Below are 20,114 nucleotides of genomic sequence, written 5' to 3' on the forward strand. Positions count from 1 at the left end.
TCATGTCCTTTGCGGCAACAACCAAAAAAGAATTGACCTTAATAACCGAAGCGGAAGCGTGTTGTGAAAAAGCAGAGTTGTCTGCTCTAATTCGCATGAATGGATCGGTTCAGTTAACGAACCAACGCGTTGTTCTCGATATTTCCACCGAAAACGCTGCTATCGCCAGACGTATATACTCGCTCATCAAAAAGACGTACAAACTGCACACAGAGCTGCTCGTGCGCAAGAAAATGCGTTTGAAGAAGAATAATGTATATATTGTTAGAGTACCTGGTCAAGTGCAAGAGCTGCTCAGTGATCTGAAAATCGTTTCTGAAGGGTTTATCTTTACGACAGGAATCAACAAAGAGATTATTAAGGGCAACTGCTGCAAACGCGCGTATCTGCGCGGAGCTTTCATGGCTGGCGGCTCGGTCAATAATCCCGAGGGATCTTCTTATCATCTTGAAATTGCCTCGATTTATGAAGAGCATTGTAAGGCATTGGCGAATCTCGCCAACAAATTTGACTTGAATGCCCGCTTTATCGAGCGTAAGAAAGGGTTCGTCCTGTACATCAAAGAAGGTGAGAAGATCATTGAGTTTCTCAGCATCATTGGGGCTCATCAAGCGTTACTACGCTTTGAGGATGTCCGGATTATGAAGGATATGCGAAATTCAGTGAATCGGATTGTCAATTGTGAAACAGCGAATCTGAACAAGACGATCGGAGCTGCGGTGAGGCAGATCGAGAACATTCGTCTTCTACAAAGAGAGGTTGGACTCGACAGTTTGCCTGAGAAGCTGAGAGAGGTTGCCGAAATCAGACTTCAGCATCCCGATCTGAATCTCAAGGAAGTTGGCGATATGCTCAAGGGCAATGTCAGTAAATCCGGAGTCAATCATCGTCTGCGAAAAATAGACGAATTGGCTGAAAAACAGCGAAATTCCTAGATTTTAAGGGATTGAACACGATGTAAATAAGTTTTTCTCATTTTTTCTAGTGTACTTCGGGGAAAAATGGTATAATGTTATAACATAAGGAATAGCACTGTTATCAGTAGTAATTCATATAAGCGCCACACTAGGGGGAATTAGTTCCATGTCCAGACGTCCAGTCGTTGTGAAGTTGAGAACAGGACTTCATGCCAGACCTGCGGCATTGTTTGTTCAAGAGGCGAATAAGTTTTCATCTGAGATCTTTGTTGAGAAAGATGAGAAGAAAGTGAATGCCAAGAGCATCATGGGAATTATGAGTCTCGCGATCAGCACAGGGACCGAAGTCTTCATAAGTGCAGAAGGTTCGGATGCAGAGCAGGCTGTAAACGCTTTAGTCACGTTAGTTAGCAAGGAAGAATTGGAAAACCAATAATCCTTCAAAAGCTTCCTTTCGAGGAGGCTTTTTTGCAATTGACCGCTGCTTCGGCAGTACTGGTTAATAAGTGTCAATCTTGTTAACATTTAGAGGGATTAGCAACCTTTTTCTCTTGGCGGCGTCTAATGAACGTGGTCATTGAAGGAAAGGGCTATTTGCTTTGCCCTCTATCCCGCATACCTCGCATACTAAGGCAAAAGGAGTTATAGAGAGAATGAAATGGAATGCTTTAAGGAAAGAGATTACTGTCATGCTCGCTTTACTAGTGTTTCTGGCTAGTGCGATATCTGCACCAGCAGCGCATGCCGTATCGGCGAGTTCGTCCTTTATTTTACTTTATATCGATAAGGCAGAAGCTTTCGTTAATGAGGATCAGATTCATTTGGAGTCGCCATCTACGATTATTAACGGCAGTACGTACGTTCCTGCTAAATTCCTGGGCGATACCATGGGCTTCAAAGTAGAGTGGAATAATGATTCACGAACGATTCAAATGACACCTCCGGGCTACAATATCGTGCTGGATGCTGACCATAAGACAGTTACAACCAATGGGCAGGATACGCCATTTAATTCGGTTGCTGCGATTGTGAACGGGAAGCTTCTGGTTAAGCTGACATGGCTTGCGGATTACATGGGTGCGAAGTACACGTACAACAATGAACTGCGTCGTGTAGAGATCGTCCACTTTAAGACGCCTGAGGGCATCTACATCGATCAAGACAGCAATTCCAGACCAGTAGCCAAGTTTGCAACAGCAAAGCCTACATACCGTCTTGGAGAGCCTGTGAAGTATCTGGACTTGAGCTACGATCCGGATGCGGAAGGTATTGCGTCCTATGATTGGGTTGGCAAACAAGAAGCATTTTTTAAACCAGGCAAATATCCGGTCACTTTGACCGTGAAGGATCGCCATGGGCACGAAAGTAAATTGTTCAAAAGCTATGTAACGGTTGTGGATGAAACTTATTTGAGTCAAGTGGAGTACCCGATTTATACGGCGCCAGTGGGCAGTTTCATCAAATCCGACTGGGGAACAATTTGGTCCCATTTCAACGAGTTGCCGCTGCTTCCAAGGAAAGTAACCGAGGTTACTGGCCGTACACTGCTTGTGAGCGATAGTCCTGAAGAGTTTACAGAGAAAGGCATTCTGTATCAAGACAAAATCAATGGGAAAGCGCGATTGTACGCTGACCATATCAACGGGACGAAGCAAAATATGACGATGGCGATCTTTGCCACGAATAATACAGATAAAGCGGTGACGATCAAGACGACGAATAAAGGCGAGGTCTACCCTTCCGTTTACGCTAATTTGATCGGCAGCGAGGCTTCCGTAGACTTCCTGTTGAACAATGTATACACAGATCAAATGACGGTTGCTCCGCACGAGACATACGTGTATGCGAAACTTCCAGACTTTTATCCAGGGCAAGGCGTGAATTTGTTCTATGATGTAGAAACAGATGGCGAGCTGCAAATGTCTTTCGCGGTTACGGATCAAAGGTTAACGTCGAATACAGTGAAAGAGCTTCCTATGTTGGCTTTTAATGGTCATGTGAGGGGGACCTTCCCGGTGTCGGAGATTAAGTGGGATATTGATGCGGCGAGCTTTGCCAAAACGTCCGTGCTGACGATAGGCGATAATAAGACCGACCCATTCGTCAAAGGTTATGACGTGATGCGCAAGCAGAACGTAGAGAACGGCGGAAACTATGGTGTGGTTTATAAAATCCATTCGGATAAGCCGCGCAAAATGGCCGTTATGATTATGGCTAGAGGCGGCGTGTTCAAAGGGCCGTTCAAAATTAACGGTGAGATCATTCCAGTTCCGTATTCCGGTGTAATTACGGCGTTTGACGGCATGGAAGTGCTGGCCCGTACGACAGGTACGGAAGACGCGCTGGACATTGAGTTCACGCCTCCGGCTGGCTCAGCGTTCCCGATTGATCTAATCTTCTATCCATTGGATGATAAAAAGTAAGTGATTGTTAAGAGCCTTGGAGACCTTATCGCTTGAAAATCGGATGATTTTCGGGTGGATAGGAGCCTCTGGGGCTTTTTTTTGCTTGAGTTTTTCTGTGCAGCTTGGTTTGCAACGATGTTTTGCATCGCTGCAGCTGGAGGGCAGAGCTAGCTGCACGCCGTAACGATGTTTCTCATCGTTGCAGAAGAGGAAACCAACCCAACAATAAAAAAACCAGCCGCAAGCCCGCTCAGAAGAGCAGTCATGCTAGCTGGTTTATTGTTGTTAGACGCGCTCGATCACTTTATCAATGAGTCCGTATTCGGCTGCTTCAGCAGCACTCATGAAATTGTCGCGGTCTGTATCTTTTTCGATGCGTTCGAACGTTTGTCCTGTGCGCTCTGCAAGGATTTTGTTCAGGTTGTCTCTCATTTTCAAAATACGCTTTGCGCGAATTTCGATGTCGGAGGCTTGACCTTCAGCGCCACCAAGCGGTTGGTGAATCATAACTTCGCTGTTCGGAAGCGCGTAACGCTTGCCTTTGGCGCCAGCCGTTAGCAGGAAGGCACCCATCGAAGCAGCCATACCTACACAGATCGTGGAGACATCTGGCTTGATGAACTGCATCGTGTCGAAGATCGCCATACCGGCTGTGATGGAACCGCCTGGGCTGTTAATGTATAGCGAGATATCTTTATCAGGATCTTGTGCGGCCAAGAAAAGTAACTGAGCAATGATGGAGTTTGCCACAACATCGTTGACACCCGTGCCTAAGAAAATAATGCGGTCTTTCAGCAAGCGAGAGTAGATGTCATATCCTCTTTCACCGCGTGCGTCCTGTTCGACGACCATAGGGATAAAACTCATGAGAATGACCTCCTTGGGGTGGGTAGATGGTTTAAAAGATGGTTGCTGCCTGGGGCCAATGTCATCCTATGAGTTATGAAATTGATCTCCCGTGTACATACTATTTACAGTATCTACAAGTATGATAACGAAAAAACCTCCGAAGGTCAAGGAAGGTCAAACTAACAGCAAAAAAAATCAGTCGAATGACTGATTTCTCTGATATTTCTCATTATCCACGTTGTTTACGCGCCCGAAAGGAATCGAACCTTTATCTCAGGCTTCGGAGGCCTACGTCATATCCATTGGACCACGGGCGCATGTTTCAAAAAAGCGAAGCAAGGGTTATTATATGCCACCTCTTCACAAAAAGCAATACCGTAAGCCCTTACAGTACATTTTGTTGAAATTGTTTGAACAATTGTTGAATGTTAGAGGGTTATTGGTTATAATAAGCGTGTAAGGCAATTTTTTTTCACCCGGGTGGGACACAAAATGCAGACCCGGGACATAAAACGTCCATCACTGGATCAGGAGCGTCGAACGTCGTTATATGAGAGAAATTCTAGACATTCAGAAAAAGCTCTTGCCGGATCTCATGGACATCATGAAAAAGCGGTACTCGATTCTGCATCATATCTTAATCTCTGGTGTTGTCGGACGCAGAACGCTTGCTTCTTCGCTCGATATGACGGAGCGGGTGCTTCGCGGAGAAGTTGACTTCCTTAAGGAGCAAGGGCTTCTGGAATCGGATGCCTCGGGGATGAAGATCAGTGAGTCCGGCCGTCAACTGCTCGAAGATATGCTGCCGATCATCAAGATCGCTTTTGGATTGACAGATTTGGAAGAAAGCATCGCGAAAGCGTACGGTCTCTTGCAAGTCATTGTGGTTCCTGGCGACACGGACACTTCGGTTTTTACGAAGAAGGAGCTCGGACGCGCTGGAGCAGCGGCATTGCGCAAATATGTAGCCAAAGGCGACATTATTGCGGTAACCGGCGGCTCAACGATGGCGCAGATTGCGAATAACCTGACGATTTCCTCTTCCATGAAAGGCAATTGGTTCGTACCGGCTCGCGGTGGACTTGGCGAAAGCGTGGATATGCAGGCAAATACCATCGCATCTATTATGGCCAAGAAGACAGGCGGGAAATACAGACTGCTTCATGTACCGGATCATTTGGGCGAGGAAGCGTACCAGACCCTTATCCAAGATCCGCAGATTCAGGAAGTTGTTGACGCTGTACGCAGTTGTCGCATCGTTGTTCACGGTATCGGAGATGCTATGGTCATGGCTCGAAGGCGTAAGGTGGATGCCGAAACGACTCGCAGCTTGCAGGGCGATGGCGCTCTGGCAGAAGCATTCGGGTACTATTTTGACCGCCAAGGTAATGTTGTGCACAAGATGCCTACAGTCGGGCTTCGTCTCGAGGATCTGCAGCGGGCAGAAGTTGTGATTGGCGTAGCAGGCGGTAAAAGCAAGGGTGAAGCGATCGCTTCCGTTCTAAGGCATGGGCAAGAAGATGTGCTGGTAACGGATGAAGCGGCGGCAATTGAAATTATGAAACATGTATAAATGAGACATCATAACGTGGGCTTGTACTAGCTGCGTTTTGAAATAAATAAAATTTTTTTTAATCTTAGGAGGAATTCGCTATGGTAAAAGTAGGTATTAACGGTTTCGGACGTATTGGTCGTAACGTGTTTCGCGCAGCTTTGAACAGCACAGAAGTACAAATCGTTGCAGTAAATGATTTGACTGACGTTAAAACACTGGCACACTTGCTTAAATATGACACAACTCACGGTAAACTAGACGCAACAGTAGAAGCTGGCGAAGGTGAATTGATCGTTAACGGTCGTTCCATCAAAGTTTTTGCTGAGCGTGACCCTGGGAACCTGCCATGGGCATCCGTTGGCGCTGAAATCGTTGTTGAATCCACTGGTATCTTCACAGCGAAAGAAAAAGCATCCCTTCACTTGAAAGGCGGAGCTAAGAAAGTTATCATTTCCGCTCCTGCATCCGACGAAGATATCACAATCGTACTTGGTGTTAACGAAGACAAATACGATCCAGCAGCTCACACAATCATCTCCAACGCATCTTGTACAACAAACTGCTTGGCTCCTTTCGCGAAAGTTATCAACGATAGCTTCGGAATCGTAAAAGGTATGATGACGACTGTTCACTCTTACACGAATGACCAATCCGTGCTTGACGTTCCTCATAAAGATCTTCGTCGTGCTCGTGCAGCAGCTGAGAACATCATTCCTTCCAGCACTGGCGCAGCAAAAGCAATCGGTCTGGTTCTTCCAGAACTTAAAGGTAAATTGAACGGTATGGCTATGCGTGTTCCTACACCTAACGTATCCGTAACTGACTTGGTTGTTGAACTTAAAGTTAACGTAACTGTTGACGAAGTTAACGCAGCTCTGAAACAAGCTTCCGAAGGCCCTCTTAAAGGCATTCTGAACTACACAGAAGAGCCGCTTGTATCCAGCGACTTCAATGGCGACCCAGCGTCTTCCACAGTTGATGCTTTGTCCACAATGGTAGTTGGCGACAACATGCTGAAAGTGGTTTCCTGGTATGACAACGAGTGGGGCTACTCCAACCGTGTAGTTGACTTGGCTGCTTTCATCGCGAAAAAAGGTCTGTAATTTCATAATACACACACTAACAATCACATGAAGAGGAGAAGCGATTCTCCTCTTTATGTGCGATTGTTGCCTATATAAGGTTGCTCGGAAGCAGGAAGTACGGAAGTAAACCATACACGTTCAGGAGGCTTTAACTTATGAGTAAGAAAAGTGTTCGCGATGTTGAAGTAGCTGGTAAAAGAGTATTCGTCCGCGTTGATTTCAACGTACCTGTAGAGAATGGTCAAATCACTGACGATACACGAATCAGAGAAACGCTCCCTACAATTAAATTCTTGGTAGAGCAAGGCGCTAAAGTCATCCTTGCTGCCCACTTTGGTCGTCCAAACGGACAAGTGGTTGAAGAGCTTCGTTTAACACCCGTTGCTGCGAAATTGGCTGAGCTTCTTGGTCAAAACGTAATCAAAGCGGATCAATCCGTTGGTGAAATCGTGAAAGCACAAGTGGATGCGCTTGAAAATGGCGACGTTCTCTTGCTTGAAAACGTTCGTTTCAACGAAGGCGAAGAGAAGAATGATCCTGAATTGGCAAAAGCTTTCGCTGATCTGGCAGATCTGTTCGTGAATGATGCATTCGGTGCTGCTCACCGTGCACATGCTTCGACTTCCGGCATTGCAGCTTACATCCCGGCTGTTTCCGGTCTTTTGATGGAGAAAGAGCTTGATGTTCTAGGCAAAGCGCTGAACAACCCTGAGCGTCCTTTCACAGCGATCGTCGGCGGATCCAAAGTGAAAGACAAAATCGCTGTCATTGAAAACCTCCTGAACATTGCAGACAACGTCTTGATTGGCGGCGGTCTATCCTATACATTCTTGAAAGCACAAGGCTATGAAATCGGTAAATCGCTTCTAGACAATTCGAAGCTTGATTTGGCGCTTAGCTTTATTGCGAAAGCAAAAGAAAAAGGTGTTAACTTCCTGCTTCCAGTAGATATCGTTGTTACGGATAAATTCAGCGCTGACGCTAACACGCGTATCGTTGATATTGACAGCATTCCTGCAGATTGGGAAGGCATTGACATCGGACCTAAAACACGTGAACTTTATGCAGATGTTATCGCGAAATCCAAACTGGTTGTTTGGAACGGACCGATGGGCGTATTTGAAATTGAGCCTTTCTCCCATGGTACACGTGCTGTAGCACAAGCTTGTGCAACAACAGAAGGGTACACGGTAATCGGCGGTGGAGATTCTGCAGCAGCAACGGAGAAATTCCACTTGGCTGAGCAAATGAACCACATGTCCACAGGCGGCGGAGCTTCCTTGGAGTTCATGGAAGGTAAAGCATTGCCAGGCGTTGTAGCCTTGAACGATAAATAATTTATTTTCAAAGGAGAGCATATCCGAATGAGCAGAAAACCGATTATCGCGGGTAACTGGAAAATGTTCAAAACTGTTTCCGAAGCGGTTAGCTTTGTAAACGAAGTAAAAGGTAGCACGACCCAAGGCGTAGAAAGCGTAATTTGTTCTCCTTTCACAAACCTGCCTGCACTAGTTGAAGCTGTAAAAGGCACAGACGTGCATGTAGGCGCACAAAACCTGCATTTCGAAGACAATGGCGCGTTCACAGGCGAAATCTCCGGCGTAATGCTGAAAGATCTTGGCGTGGAGTATGTCATTATCGGTCACTCCGAGCGTAGAGCTTACTTCGCAGAAACAGATGAAATCGTGAATAAGAAAGTCGTTGCGGCTTTCAAACACGGTTTGAAACCGATCCTATGCGTAGGCGAGAAGTTGGAAGAGCGCGAAGCGGGTCAAACGAAAGATGTTTGCAAAGTGCAAACAGAAGCAGCTTTCGCTGGTCTTAGCGCAGAGCAAGCGGCACAAGTGGTTATCGCATACGAGCCAATCTGGGCTATCGGTACTGGCAAGTCCTCCACAGCAGCTGATGCACAAGACGTTATCGGCTACATCCGTGAGCTTGTGAGCGGTCTATACGGCGCTTCCGTAGCAGATGCAGTTCGTATCCAATACGGCGGCAGCGTGAAGCCTAACAACATTGCTGAATACATGGCACAACCTGATATCGATGGTGCACTTGTTGGTGGAGCAAGCTTAGAGTCTGCTTCCTACATCCAACTCGTCCAGGGGGCGAAGTAATATGTCCAGACCGAAACCGGTAGCACTCATCATTCTCGATGGCTTCGGACTTCGTTCGGAAGAGCAAGGGAATGCCGTTGCTCATGCCAAAAAGCCTAACTATGACCGTTACTGGTCAAGTTATCCACATACAACTTTAACAGCTTGCGGTGAAGCTGTAGGTTTGCCGGAAGGCCAGATGGGGAATTCTGAAGTAGGACACCTGAATATCGGCGCAGGCCGTATCGTTTATCAGGATCTGACGCGGATTTCCAAATCGATTCGTGACGGCGAATTCTACGACAATGAAACGATTCTGGGCGCTGTTCGTCATGCGAAAGCAAACGGAAAGAAGCTGCACCTGTACGGGCTGCTTTCTGATGGCGGCGTGCACAGTCACATTCAGCATTTGTTCGCTTTGCTGGATGTAGCTAAGAAAGAAGATTTCCATGAAGTGTACATCCACGCATTCCTGGACGGCCGCGACGTGGCTCCGGATTCTGCGAAAAGCTACATGGAGAGTCTGCTGGAGAAAATTAAAGAGATCGGCGTAGGTAAAATTGCGACCGTTCAAGGACGCTATTATGCAATGGATCGCGATAAACGTTGGGAGCGTACGGAGAAATCCTACCGCGCCATGGTTTACGGTGAAGGTCCAGCCTACACCGATCCGATGAAAGCTATTGTTGAATCTTACGAAAAGTCCATCTTCGACGAGTTCGTAATGCCAACGGTTATCGTTGGTGAGGATGGCAAACCGGTAGGTCTTGTTGAATCAGGCGATGCGGTCATCTTCTTCAACTTCCGTCCAGACCGTGCGATTCAGCTTTCTCAAGTCTTCACGAATGAAGACTTCCGTGGCTTTGATCGTGGTCCTAAGGTCGCTAAGAACCTTTACTACGTATGTCTGACGTTGTTCAGCGAGTCTGTAGACGGTTTCGTAGCTTACAAACCTAAGAATCTCGACAACACGCTAGGCGAGGTGCTGGCTCAGAACGGTCTGAAACAGCTTCGTGCAGCAGAAACTGAGAAGTATCCGCACGTAACGTTCTTCTTCAGCGGCGGCCGAGACGCGGAACTGCCAGGCGAAACTCGCTTGCTTATTCCATCGCCAAAGGTTGCTACCTATGACCTGAAGCCAGAAATGAGCGCTTATGAGTTGGCTGATGCTGTAGTCAAAGAGATCGAAGCCGAACGTCATGACGCGATCATCCTTAACTTTGCTAACCCTGACATGGTTGGTCACTCCGGCTTGCTGGAGCCAACAGTGAAAGCGATCGAAGCGACAGACGAGTGTCTGGGCAAAGTGGTGGAAGCGGTTCTCGCCAAAGGCGGGGTTGTCTGCATCACAGCTGATCACGGGAATGCGGATGTCGTCACGAATGCGGACGGTTCACGCAACACGGCGCATACAACGAACCCGGTGCCTTTTATTGTTACGGACAAATCTGTTACACTAAGAGACGGCGGGATTTTGGCAGATATTGCCCCAACACTGCTAGACTTCTTAGAGGTTAAACAACCGGAGCAAATGACCGGGACTACAATCCTTAAGAAATAGCAACCAAATTAATTATATAAAAGGAGTGTTTTCTACAATGACTATTATTTCTGATGTTTATGCACGCGAAGTATTGGATTCCCGCGGTAACCCAACGGTTGAAGTTGAAGTATATCTAGAGTCCGGCGCTTTCGGCCGCGCTATCGTTCCATCAGGCGCATCCACAGGCGCATACGAGGCTGTTGAGCTTCGTGATGGTGACAAAGGTCGTTACCTGGGTAAAGGCGTTCTGAAAGCCGTTGAGAACGTAAACGAAATCATCGCTCCTGAAATCATTGGTTTGGATGCACTTGACCAAGTTGGCATTGATACAAAAATGATCGAGCTAGACGGTACTCCGAACAAAGCAAAATTAGGCGCTAACGCAATCCTAGCTGTTTCCATGGCTGTAGCTCGCGCTGCTGCTGATGCTTTGGACGTTCCATTATACACATACCTTGGTGGATTCAACGCTAAAACACTTCCAGTTCCAATGATGAACATCATCAACGGTGGGGCGCATGCCGACAACAACGTTGACGTTCAAGAGTTCATGGTTCTGCCAGTTGGCGCTCCTACTTTCAAAGAAGCTCTTCGCATTGGCGCAGAGATTTTCCATAGCTTGAAATCCGTATTGAAAGACAAAGGTCTTAACACAGCTGTTGGTGACGAAGGCGGATTCGCTCCTAACTTCACATCCAACGAAGAAGCGATCACAACAATCCTTACAGCGATTGAAAAAGCTGGTTACAAACCAGGTGTTGACGTATTCTTGGGTATGGACGTTGCTTCCACGGAGTTCTTCAAAGACGGTAAATACGTGCTTGAAGGCGAAGGCAAATCCTTCACATCCGCTGAGTGGGTTGACTTTCTTGCAGCTTGGGTTGATAAATACCCAATCATCACGGTTGAAGACGGCTGTTCCGAAGATGACTGGGAAGGTTGGAAGTTGCTTACTGAGAAATTGGGCAACAAAGTTCAACTCGTTGGTGACGATCTGTTCGTTACGAACACTGAGCGTCTTTCCACTGGTATCGAGCAAAACATCGGTAACTCCATCTTGGTAAAAGTTAACCAAATCGGTACGCTTACTGAGACTTTTGATGCGATTGAAATGGCAAAACGCGCTGGTTACACAGCAGTTATTTCTCACCGTTCCGGCGAAAGCGAAGACAGCACAATCGCTGACATCGCAGTAGCTACAAACGCTGGTCAAATTAAAACAGGTGCTCCTTCCCGTACAGACCGCGTTGCGAAGTACAACCAACTTCTTCGTATCGAAGACGAGTTGTTCAGCGTAGCTCAATATGCAGGTAAAAAAGCTTTCTACAACTTGAGAAACTTTAAATAAGTTGGTTCGTAATAAATAACTAAATAGCAGCTGAGACTGGACGGTGACTACGGTCACCATCTGGCTGAGCGACCGAGGGGGTCATTGTAATGAGCAATTGGGTGAAGACTATTTTATTTCTGATAGGTTCCGCATTGCTCACGCATTGGATCCCCTCTTCTTTTTTTCGTAACCTGGATACCATGGTTCATGAGTTTGGGCACGCGGTGGTGACACTGGCGCTGTCTGGCCAAGTGCAGCGCATCGAGCTGTACGCCAATCATAGCGGAGTAACGCTTTCAGCGATTTCTCAGGCTAGATCGTGGTCGATCATTCCTGTGGCTCTGGCGGGGTATACGACAGCTTCCGTATTTGCTTGGTTCCTGTTCTCAGCCTTTGCTAGAGGGAAGCAGCAGATCGGCTTTCTGGTCATGATCGCGATATCCACCATTTCCTTGCTATTGTTCGTTCGCAATGGCTTCGGTATCATGTTCTTAATCGGCTTCATTGCCTTAACGGTTATCATGATGGCTATTCCTCTCAAATGGCTGCGCAACTTCTATTACTTGCTGCTCGCTTTTTTATGCTTGGAAGAGTCCGTGTTCGGGCCGATTTATTTGATCCAGGCTGCTTCGCGAAATACACGCCAAGCTGGGGATGCCACGAATTTGGCGCTTCATACAGGGGTTCCGACCATGGTGTGGGCGATTATCTTTACGCTTTTTGCGTTATGGTGCGCGAAGCAAGCGGTGCAGGTTTTTCTAGGGAGAAGCAAACGGCCAAGAAGCGCTAATCGCCAGTCATCCGCTTATTCTTATCGTGACTAAAACGTATCGAAACGTCCAAATACCTATTTTATTGTATTCTAGGACGAACTGTGTTAAAATACTCATGCTAGTTATATAAGCAAAAGTACAGGCAATTGGGGTGCTAATAAACATGTTAATCTTTATGAAAATTTTGTTGATCATAGCTTCGGTCGGATTAATTGCGATTGTTCTTCTACAAAAAGGTAAGAGCGCAGGATTGTCTGGTGCCATCTCCGGTGGTGCGGAGCACTTATTTGGTAAACAAAAAGCACGCGGTTTGGAACTTTTCTTGTCCCGTTTCACAATGGGGCTTGCTGCTGCATTTTTCATTCTTTCCGTTGTTGTAGCATACGTAGTGAAGGCCTAACACACATAAAACGATAACAGCAGGGGAAATCTACTCCTGCTGTTTTTTCATTTTAAACGGGCCTATAGGTAGGAGATGTTTACCATCGAGAGCAAAATTTACAAATCGACCGAGCCTTTTTTCTGGACAGGCACTGGTACGAAGCAGACGACAGGCATATTAATGATTCATGGGTTCACGGGATCCCCCTCCGAATTTCGAAGGATTGGGTATGAACTGCGGGAAGAAGGCTACACCATCCAGGCAGTAAGACTTCCCGGACATGGAACATCACCAGAAGATATGATACGAACCGGATGGACGGATTGGTATGGGCATGTGCTGGAGAATTACGATGCGCTTGCAGCGAAATGCAAAAATGTCGTCGTGATGGGGCATTCGATGGGTGGGCTTTTGGCCCTGAAGCTGGCGGTCGAACGTCAAGTGGCAGGTGTGGTTTCGCTGGCTACACCGATTTTCCTTACGTCAAGAAAATCTGCGCTGGCAGTCATCGTGCAGTATTTTATCAAATACATAAATAAAAAGCCCAAAACACTCTCCACGCTATTAGATGAGTCATGTGCTTATACCAAAACGCCGATTCGCTGCGTCGTTAGTTTGCGCAAGCTTTTAAAACATGTCAAACGATTGCTGCCTCAAGTGGAAGCGCCGATATGGATCGGGCAGGGGGGCAATGATGGTGTCGTCCATCACGGAAGCGCATCGTTTTTATATGAGCGTACTCGCTCAGAAAGTAAAGAGCTTCGCTATTATGCGAAGTCATCGCACGGTTTGCTGCTGGATCAAGAGAGAGAGCTTGTTTATGCCGATATTGCAGCGTTTATCCTTTCTCTACAAGTGGCATACTATGGAGTAAAGGAACGGGTACGGTGAATGCATGAGCGATGCTCAACAACAACAAGAAGGTGAAGAGGTTATATGATAACAAATCAAGATATTATTAGTTTGATGCAAGATGAGGCTTATAAGCCCATGTCCTATAAAGAACTCGAAAAGCATTTCCAGATTGCAGGAGCGGAAGAGTTCAAGGACTTTATTAAATTATTGAACCAATTAGAAGAAAGCGGTCACGTGGTCCGAGGCGGGAATGACCGTTATGGCGTGCCAGAGCGCATGAACTTAGTAAGAGGAAGACTGCAAGCGCATGCGAAAGGCTTCGCATTCTTAATCCCGGAAGATCGGGAGCACCCGGATGTTTACATTAATGCGCACGATTTGAATACGGCTATGAACGGGGATATCGTTTTCGTCAAAGTGACATCGAGAAGCCAGGGCGGAGGCCGTTTGGAAGGCGAAGTCGTGCGTGTGATTACGCGTGCCAATACGCAGATCGTGGGAGTTTTTCAGGGGCAGGATACGTATGCGTTCGTTATTGCTGATGATAAGCGTGTGACGAGAGATATTTTCATTCCTCAGCATGCTTTTAATGGCGCTGTCACTGGGCAGAAAGTCGTTGTAAAGATCGTAAGTTATCCAGAAGGTCGCTCTGCGGCTGAAGGGGAAGTCATTGAAGTCCTTGGTCATAAGGATGATCCAGGTGTTGATATTCTAGGGATTGTGCGCAAGTTCCAGCTGCCTGAGGCTTTCAAAGAGGATGTATTAGAAGAAGCGGAGGCTGCACCGGATTCAATTACGGAGGAAGAGATTATTGGCCAAGGCCGCCGAGATCTCCGTTCGAAACGGATTGTCACAATTGACGGTGAAGACGCCAAGGATTTGGACGATGCGGTTAATGTGGAGCTTTTGGAAAACGGTAATTTTAAACTAGGCGTTCATATCGCTGATGTTAGTTATTATGTACGAGAAGGTACGGCGCTGGATATTGAGGCATATAACCGCGGCTGCTCCGTGTATTTAACGGATCGTGTCATACCAATGCTGCCACACCGCCTGTCGAACGGCATTTGTTCGCTTAACCCGCAAGTAGACCGTCTGACGATGTCTTGCGAAATGGAGTTCGACGAGAACCTTAAGGTCGTTAATCATGAGATTTTTACGAGTGTTATTAAAACAAGTGAGCGTATGACATATACAAATGTGCGTAAGCTTCTAACGGGTGAGGCTGAGCCTGAGCTTGTGGAGCGGTATGCGTATTTGATGGAAGATTTCAAAAGGATGGAAGAATTGGCAGCGAGACTCCGTTCCAGACGGATGAAGCGCGGAGCGATTGATTTTGACTTTGATGAGTCTAAAATTATCGTAGATGCGGACGGCAAACCAACCGATATCGTGAAAAGAGAGCGCTCTGTCGCGGAAATGATGATTGAAGAGTTCATGCTGGCTGCGAATGAAACAGTCGCTGAGCATTTTTCGTGGATGAAAGTGCCATTCTTATACCGTGTGCATGAAGATCCTGATGCTGAAAAGCTGATGAATTTCATGGAGTTCGTGACGAACTTCGGATATGCGGTTAAAGGAAAAGGTAACTCCGTACATCCGCGCGCTTTGCAGAGCTTATTGGAAGACATTAAAGGGACGCCAGAGGAGACGGTCGTTAGCAAAGTCATGCTGCGCTCGATGAAGCAGGCTCGTTATGATGCTCAGAGCTTGGGGCATTTTGGTTTGGCGGCGGAATTTTATTCGCACTTCACCTCTCCGATTCGTCGTTATCCCGATCTGATCATTCATAGGGTCATTCGCGAAGTGTTGGAAAGCGGTACTCTGTCTGATACTCGTCATGAATATCTGGCTTCCCGGATGAACGATATTGCTCAACAATCGTCGGAACGTGAGCGTGTGGCTGTAGATGCAGAGCGTGAAACAGAGGCACTCAAGAAAGCTCAGTATATGATGGATAAAGTCGGCGAAGAATTCGAAGGCATTATTTCTAGCGTGACAGGCTTCGGTATGTTCGTAGAACTGGATAATACAGTAGAAGGTTTGATCCGGTTAAGTGATCTAACCGATGATTATTATAACTTCCATGAGAGACAGTTTGCTCTTGTTGGGGAACGTACATCTAAGATCTATCGGATCGGGGATGAAATTAAAGTCCGTGTGGCTCGCGTGAATATGGAAGAGCATACGATTGATTTTGAATTGTTGGATATGAAGCCTCGTAAAGAGGGTAGCTTTAACCGAGGCGGCGGAAGCGGCAAGCCGTTCAAAGGGGCGGCAGGATTTAAGGGCTTCCGTGGCGGTAAAGGCAAGACGGAGAAGGGTAAGGGCGGCTATACCAAAGGTAAAGGCGGCTTTGCGAAGTCTCAGGGTGGGGGAGAAGGAGCAAGGGCAGGTCAAGGGCGTGGTGAAGGCGGGGCTACAGAAGGACGTGTGAGAGCTGGGCAAGAGCGCACAGAAAGCTCGGCAGGACGTGCAGGAGCAGGTCGCGGTCGAGTGGAAGGGCAGGAAGGAAGCGCTCCTCGTGATGGTGCTGAGGGACGTGCGAGATCAGGTCAAGAGCGTATAGAAGGCGCAGCAAGACGTGTGAAAGCAGGTCAAGAGGGAACTAATGGAGCAGGCCGTTTAAGATCAGGTCAAGAGCGTGTTGAGGGCACTGGGCGTGCGAGATCTGGTCAAGAGGGCACTAGCGGAGCTGGACGTGCAAAAGCAGGTCAAGAGCGAAGTGAAGGCGCTGGGCAGGGCAAATCGCGCCGCGGAAAAGGCGGTAACACGCCGTGGAGCGATAACCGCGGCAAGGCCGGCGCTGGTCGCGGGAAGGCGCGTGCTCCAAAACTGAGCGAAGGCGGCAGCTTGAGCTCGAGACTTGAATCTGTCGGCGCAGGGCGGACAGATAGCGGCTCTGGGCGCGGCGAAGGCAAGCGCGGCCGCGGAGGGATTGCACTTGGGGGCGAAGCCCAAGCGGGTGGCGGTTCCGCTGCAGAGCGCAGCAGCGGCGGCAGTGATTGGGCGAGCGGCGTGAACGCGCTCGCCAAGGGCGGTCGCCGCCGGAGTGACGGCGACGGTGGCGGTAGCAAGAAGCGGCGGAGATAACGCCGCTTCTTGCATTTCGGGCTTGATCTTGCTACAATAGGATGCACATTGTAGCAGTATTTACCTGCAGGACAGTGCGGGAGGAGGATCTCACGTGGCAACGAAGAAGGCAGATGGCAAGGTGCTTGCCCAGAATAAAAAGGCTTCACACGATTACTTTATCGAGGAAACGTACGAAGCTGGTCTTGTCTTGACCGGCACGGAGATCAAATCCTTACGGGCAGGTAAAGCGAACATTGGCGATAGCTTTTCGACTATTCGTAATGGTGAAGCTTTTGTTCATAACATGCACATTAGTCCTTTTGAGCAAGGTAACCGAAGTAACCCAGAAGATCCGACTCGGACGCGGAAGCTGCTTTTGAAGAAAGCGCAGATCGCCAAGATGTTGGGGCAAGCGAAACAGGAAGGTTATACACTCGTGCCATTGAAGGTGTATATCCGCAATGGATACGCGAAGCTTCTAGTAGGTATCGGTAAAGGGAAGAAACAGTACGACAAACGTGAATCGGCAGCCAAAAAAGATGCACAACGCGATATTCAGCGTGCTCTGCGCGAGAAGCAGAAGATTGCCAGATAACCCGTTTTGGTAAGCTGCACCTTGACTTCCACAAACCTGCGCGTTCATTTTTGCACAGCTTGTGGTATACTATTTTTACGGCAAGTGATTAATGTTTTTAAAAGCAATTTCGCTCTAACAGCTCGTCTTTTACCTTCTCCGCTCTATCAGCGGAAATGAAGGCAATCCGGGGGTGTTCTTGGATTCGACGGGGATAGTTCGAGCGCGGGTTGCGGGTAGTGGGGACGCGTCCGCTTTAACAACGCTAAAGCCTATTAAATGGCAAACAAAACAACAACTTAGCTTTCGCAGCTTAATAACCTGTGAGCTAGCTCCTCCCTCGCATCGCCCATGTGTTAGGATAGGGGCCCAACCTTAGTGGGATACGACGTTTGGTCTCCGCCTGGGGTCGAACGTAGGAAGACAATCAGGCTGACCCAACGCAGAGCGGGTTACGGCGCGCTGCTCGGGTGACATCAAAACTGTGACTACACCCGTAGATGCCTGTGTGGCGATATTTTCGGACAGGGGTTCGACTCCCCTCACCTCCATACAAAAGAAAGAAGCACCCGTGAGGGTGCTTTTTTTCTTTTGTATTAGGAGGTACGGGGTGAGAACCCCTCACGGGTTCGCCCGCGCGGACCGGAGCGTAAGCGTAGGGAGCACGGCATTGAAATGTACCGTTAGGGTAGTCATCGGTGAGAGTGCATCGTTAGCAAGTTAAATGGACATTTCAATACTCCCCTCACCACCATAATTACAAAAAAGATTGTTTAGTGGCGATCTTTTTTGTTTACTTCTAAAAATGCACGACTGAGTCATTCGAACAGGGCACAAACCAATCAATGGAGATGAATCAGTTGGAAATATCTAGAAAAATTGGTGATCAAATAACTATAAAAAAGTTACACAAGTTTACTCAGATTTAGTTTGCGAAAATATTGAACATCTCCCAAGGAAACTTGAGAGAGAATCGGGCAAACTAGATCCTTCTCTCGAAATTGTAATTATATTGTGTAAGGATTTTAATTTGGATTTAATGGATTTATCAATAATCAGCCAAGTGAGGGTACTTCGTTACTGTTAGATAATAATGAAACAAAGCTTATTTATGAATACCGTCAGTTACAAGATGTGGCCAAAGAGGAACAGGTTGATCATTTGGATTTAAAACTAAAGAGATATACAAATAATGATCTCTGAAGTTATCCCCATTCCTGTCGAAGTCCCTTAATAAAGGGGCTTTTTATTATCAATTATCAGTCTAATTAGGTCTATACAGTAGATGGGCAAAGCCTTGCTGCAACTGAAGCTTTCACCGATCTGGACCAGGTTGCGGTCAAAGATAAAATTATTTCTCTACAATCGCAGGGCCTTGTATCGGGTGTCGGCAATGACCTGTTTCAGCCCAATGCTACTCTTTCAGCTACATCATGCCGCCTAAAGGGTGGTTGTATAAGTACCATTACTAAAAACCGTACTATACAACGGTCCTCCGCTATCTCCGAATGTTGCCGATACGCTGGTTGATGTTAATGGACCAACCCAATAACCTATAATTTGATGCGCATTCGTGCCAGTTATTGTACCACATGTAGCTCCAGTGGAAATACCTGTTTTACACACAAAAGTCCCGACTACTTCACTACCAGCACTCTTCACGTCGTTGTACACATTAGCTCCAAATTGATTTGTAGTAACGTAAGACGAAGCATTCGACGCTGAAATACTAATAGCTTCGGAATCAGTCTTTGTCTGATAATGAGCGGTGGCAGGTAAGGATCGCTTCGTAACAGTACCTATCTGAGTACCATTCGAAGTTACTGTATCTCCCATTTGAAAACAATGAGCTGCCGTAATGTAGTAGTAGTTAAATCCAGATTTAGCACTAAAGGCACCTGTGCAGTCATCAATACTAGAGATTTGATCACCGCCTCTTAATGCAGTTTCCTTAACATCTTGTCTTTTAACCGTCTCAATGCGAACTGATTTTGAATTGAAAGTATTATTGAGACTATTCTCAACATTATTATCATGATCGTACAATGCAACGATTACTTTGTTTTCTTGCTCGTCAATATTAGTATAAGCCACAATCTCTTTATAGTTATCAAAGAGATAAGTATTAATTTTTTTCTGTAAATCTAACAACTGTTGATAAGATAAGTCAACATAGTAAAATTCTACTTTTCCCTGATCGAGATGGCTGCTTTTGATTTCCTTCTCCAACTCAGCATGGCTTCCCTCTTTGGTCGTTGCACTTCTTAATGTTCCATCGTTTTTTAAGTGCTCGAAGTACATGCCACCATAACTATCACTGTATTTATTTTGAACATCCTCTTTAATCTTTCCAGTTTCATCGATTTGTTTCTGCCTTTTATTGAGTTTCGCTTCTTCTTCATCCGTTAGTGCAATACCATAGTATTTCTTTTTATCTTTATATTTTGCGTTGTTGTTGATGTCTTTGATGAAATCAGAGTCAGAATTGAAACCTAATTCTGTTCTAACCTTAATGTCTTCATTGTAATTGCTGGTATCATCGGATTTTGCAAATGATTGTGAACCAGACCATATAGCTGATAATAAGAGTGCGCTAACTATTAACTTAGATTATTTGAAAATAATGGTATATTTCCTTTATAATGGTATTTATGAACTGGCCAGATCACTTGAGG

General features: G+C 46.7%; 16 protein-coding genes, 1 tRNA gene and 1 other RNA gene. 15 read left to right on the plus strand and 3 right to left on the minus strand.

Annotated elements, in window-relative coordinates; translation table 11 throughout:
• Positions 1–2 precede the first annotated feature (2 nt).
• The 3 genes from whiA (at position 3) to AC58UW_RS16940 (ending at position 3,340) form a co-directional block, all read left to right on the plus strand.
• Positions 3–935 carry a DNA-binding protein WhiA gene (gene whiA, locus AC58UW_RS16930; protein WP_497374280.1) on the plus strand — a complete coding sequence of 311 codons (933 nt, stop codon included), beginning with the start codon at positions 3–5 and terminating at the stop codon, positions 933–935.
• A 148-nt stretch (positions 936–1,083) separates the two neighbouring features.
• Positions 1,084–1,353, plus strand: a complete 270-nt coding sequence (locus tag AC58UW_RS16935; RefSeq protein WP_028555561.1) for an HPr family phosphocarrier protein — start codon at positions 1,084–1,086, stop codon at positions 1,351–1,353.
• 217 nt (positions 1,354–1,570) lie between these two features.
• Positions 1,571–3,340, plus strand: coding sequence for a stalk domain-containing protein (locus tag AC58UW_RS16940; protein WP_497421808.1), 1,770 nt, complete (start codon positions 1,571–1,573; stop codon positions 3,338–3,340).
• 267 nt (positions 3,341–3,607) lie between these two features.
• Here the strand turns inward: AC58UW_RS16940 and clpP are convergent, their stop codons facing one another.
• Together clpP and AC58UW_RS16950 are read right to left on the minus strand one after the other, a co-directional pair.
• Positions 3,608–4,189, minus strand: coding sequence for an ATP-dependent Clp endopeptidase proteolytic subunit ClpP (clpP, locus tag AC58UW_RS16945; RefSeq protein ID WP_029195996.1), 582 nt, complete (start codon positions 4,187–4,189; stop codon positions 3,608–3,610).
• Between the two features lie 227 nt (positions 4,190–4,416).
• A tRNA-Arg gene (locus tag AC58UW_RS16950) sits at positions 4,417–4,488 on the minus strand.
• A 233-nt stretch (positions 4,489–4,721) separates the two neighbouring features.
• Between AC58UW_RS16950 and AC58UW_RS16955 the strand changes: the two genes are divergently transcribed.
• The 12 genes from AC58UW_RS16955 (at position 4,722) to ssrA (ending at position 17,993) form a co-directional block, all read left to right on the plus strand.
• Positions 4,722–5,744 (plus strand): sugar-binding transcriptional regulator, encoded by a 1,023-nt coding sequence (locus tag AC58UW_RS16955; protein ID WP_497421809.1) that lies wholly within the window; start codon positions 4,722–4,724, stop codon positions 5,742–5,744.
• 80 nt (positions 5,745–5,824) lie between these two features.
• A complete protein-coding gene (gene gap / locus AC58UW_RS16960) occupies positions 5,825–6,829 on the plus strand; it encodes a type I glyceraldehyde-3-phosphate dehydrogenase (RefSeq protein ID WP_145668129.1) in 1,005 nt (334 codons plus the stop codon).
• 137 nt (positions 6,830–6,966) lie between these two features.
• A complete protein-coding gene (locus tag AC58UW_RS16965) occupies positions 6,967–8,148 on the plus strand; it encodes a phosphoglycerate kinase (protein ID WP_497374270.1) in 1,182 nt (393 codons plus the stop codon).
• 27 nt (positions 8,149–8,175) lie between these two features.
• Positions 8,176–8,928, plus strand: coding sequence for a triose-phosphate isomerase (tpiA, locus tag AC58UW_RS16970; RefSeq protein ID WP_497421810.1), 753 nt, complete (start codon positions 8,176–8,178; stop codon positions 8,926–8,928).
• Position 8,929: 1 nt separating this feature from the next.
• Positions 8,930–10,468 carry a 2,3-bisphosphoglycerate-independent phosphoglycerate mutase gene (gpmI, locus tag AC58UW_RS16975; protein WP_497421811.1) on the plus strand — a complete coding sequence of 513 codons (1,539 nt, stop codon included), beginning with the start codon at positions 8,930–8,932 and terminating at the stop codon, positions 10,466–10,468.
• Positions 10,469–10,505: 37 nt separating this feature from the next.
• On the plus strand, positions 10,506–11,798 hold the full coding sequence (gene eno, locus AC58UW_RS16980; RefSeq protein WP_477502391.1) for a phosphopyruvate hydratase: 1,293 nt from the start codon (positions 10,506–10,508) through the stop codon (positions 11,796–11,798).
• An 89-nt stretch (positions 11,799–11,887) separates the two neighbouring features.
• Entirely contained in the window at positions 11,888–12,604 is a 717-nt protein-coding gene (locus tag AC58UW_RS16985) for a M50 family metallopeptidase (protein ID WP_497421812.1), read from the plus strand.
• A gap of 112 nt (positions 12,605–12,716) precedes the next feature.
• A complete protein-coding gene (gene secG / locus AC58UW_RS16990; protein ID WP_477502393.1) occupies positions 12,717–12,953 on the plus strand; it encodes a preprotein translocase subunit SecG in 237 nt (78 codons plus the stop codon).
• Between the two features lie 75 nt (positions 12,954–13,028).
• Complete coding sequence (locus AC58UW_RS16995) at positions 13,029–13,826, plus strand: alpha/beta hydrolase (protein ID WP_497421813.1); 798 nt, start codon at positions 13,029–13,031, stop codon at positions 13,824–13,826.
• A 45-nt stretch (positions 13,827–13,871) separates the two neighbouring features.
• Positions 13,872–16,883, plus strand: a complete 3,012-nt coding sequence (rnr, locus tag AC58UW_RS17000) for a ribonuclease R (RefSeq protein WP_497421814.1) — start codon at positions 13,872–13,874, stop codon at positions 16,881–16,883.
• A gap of 94 nt (positions 16,884–16,977) precedes the next feature.
• Positions 16,978–17,460: an SsrA-binding protein SmpB gene (gene smpB / locus AC58UW_RS17005; protein ID WP_497421815.1), complete on the plus strand. Its 483-nt coding sequence runs from the start codon at positions 16,978–16,980 to the stop codon at positions 17,458–17,460.
• A gap of 168 nt (positions 17,461–17,628) precedes the next feature.
• Positions 17,629–17,993: a transfer-messenger RNA gene (gene ssrA / locus AC58UW_RS17010) on the plus strand.
• Positions 17,994–18,879: 886 nt separating this feature from the next.
• Here the strand turns inward: ssrA and AC58UW_RS17015 are convergent.
• Positions 18,880–19,740 carry a S1 family peptidase gene (locus AC58UW_RS17015; RefSeq protein ID WP_497421816.1) on the minus strand — a complete coding sequence of 287 codons (861 nt, stop codon included), beginning with the start codon at positions 19,738–19,740 and terminating at the stop codon, positions 18,880–18,882.
• Between the last annotated feature and the right edge of the window lie 374 nt (positions 19,741–20,114).

It is taken from the genome of Paenibacillus sp. J22R160 (genome assembly GCF_059692135.1).

Excerpts from the sequence above, each read along its gene's own strand:
- AC58UW_RS17015 (WP_497421816.1), bottom strand. The coding sequence starts at position 19,740 with ATGTACTTCGAGCACTTAAAAAACGATGGAACATTAAGAAGTGCAACG.
- AC58UW_RS16965 (WP_497374270.1), top strand. The coding sequence starts at position 6,967 with ATGAGTAAGAAAAGTGTTCGCGATGTTGAAGTAGCTGGTAAAAGAGTA.
- tpiA (WP_497421810.1), top strand. The coding sequence starts at position 8,176 with ATGAGCAGAAAACCGATTATCGCGGGTAACTGGAAAATGTTCAAAACT.
- whiA (WP_497374280.1), top strand. The coding sequence starts at position 3 with ATGTCCTTTGCGGCAACAACCAAAAAAGAATTGACCTTAATAACCGAA.
- clpP (WP_029195996.1), bottom strand. The coding sequence starts at position 4,189 with ATGAGTTTTATCCCTATGGTCGTCGAACAGGACGCACGCGGTGAAAGA.
- AC58UW_RS16935 (WP_028555561.1), top strand. The coding sequence starts at position 1,084 with ATGTCCAGACGTCCAGTCGTTGTGAAGTTGAGAACAGGACTTCATGCC.
- AC58UW_RS16985 (WP_497421812.1), top strand. The coding sequence starts at position 11,888 with ATGAGCAATTGGGTGAAGACTATTTTATTTCTGATAGGTTCCGCATTG.
- AC58UW_RS16995 (WP_497421813.1), top strand. The coding sequence starts at position 13,029 with ATGTTTACCATCGAGAGCAAAATTTACAAATCGACCGAGCCTTTTTTC.
- gpmI (WP_497421811.1), top strand. The coding sequence starts at position 8,930 with ATGTCCAGACCGAAACCGGTAGCACTCATCATTCTCGATGGCTTCGGA.
- secG (WP_477502393.1), top strand. The coding sequence starts at position 12,717 with ATGTTAATCTTTATGAAAATTTTGTTGATCATAGCTTCGGTCGGATTA.
- gap (WP_145668129.1), top strand. The coding sequence starts at position 5,825 with ATGGTAAAAGTAGGTATTAACGGTTTCGGACGTATTGGTCGTAACGTG.
- AC58UW_RS16940 (WP_497421808.1), top strand. The coding sequence starts at position 1,571 with ATGAAATGGAATGCTTTAAGGAAAGAGATTACTGTCATGCTCGCTTTA.
- eno (WP_477502391.1), top strand. The coding sequence starts at position 10,506 with ATGACTATTATTTCTGATGTTTATGCACGCGAAGTATTGGATTCCCGC.
- rnr (WP_497421814.1), top strand. The coding sequence starts at position 13,872 with ATGATAACAAATCAAGATATTATTAGTTTGATGCAAGATGAGGCTTAT.
- AC58UW_RS16955 (WP_497421809.1), top strand. The coding sequence starts at position 4,722 with ATGAGAGAAATTCTAGACATTCAGAAAAAGCTCTTGCCGGATCTCATG.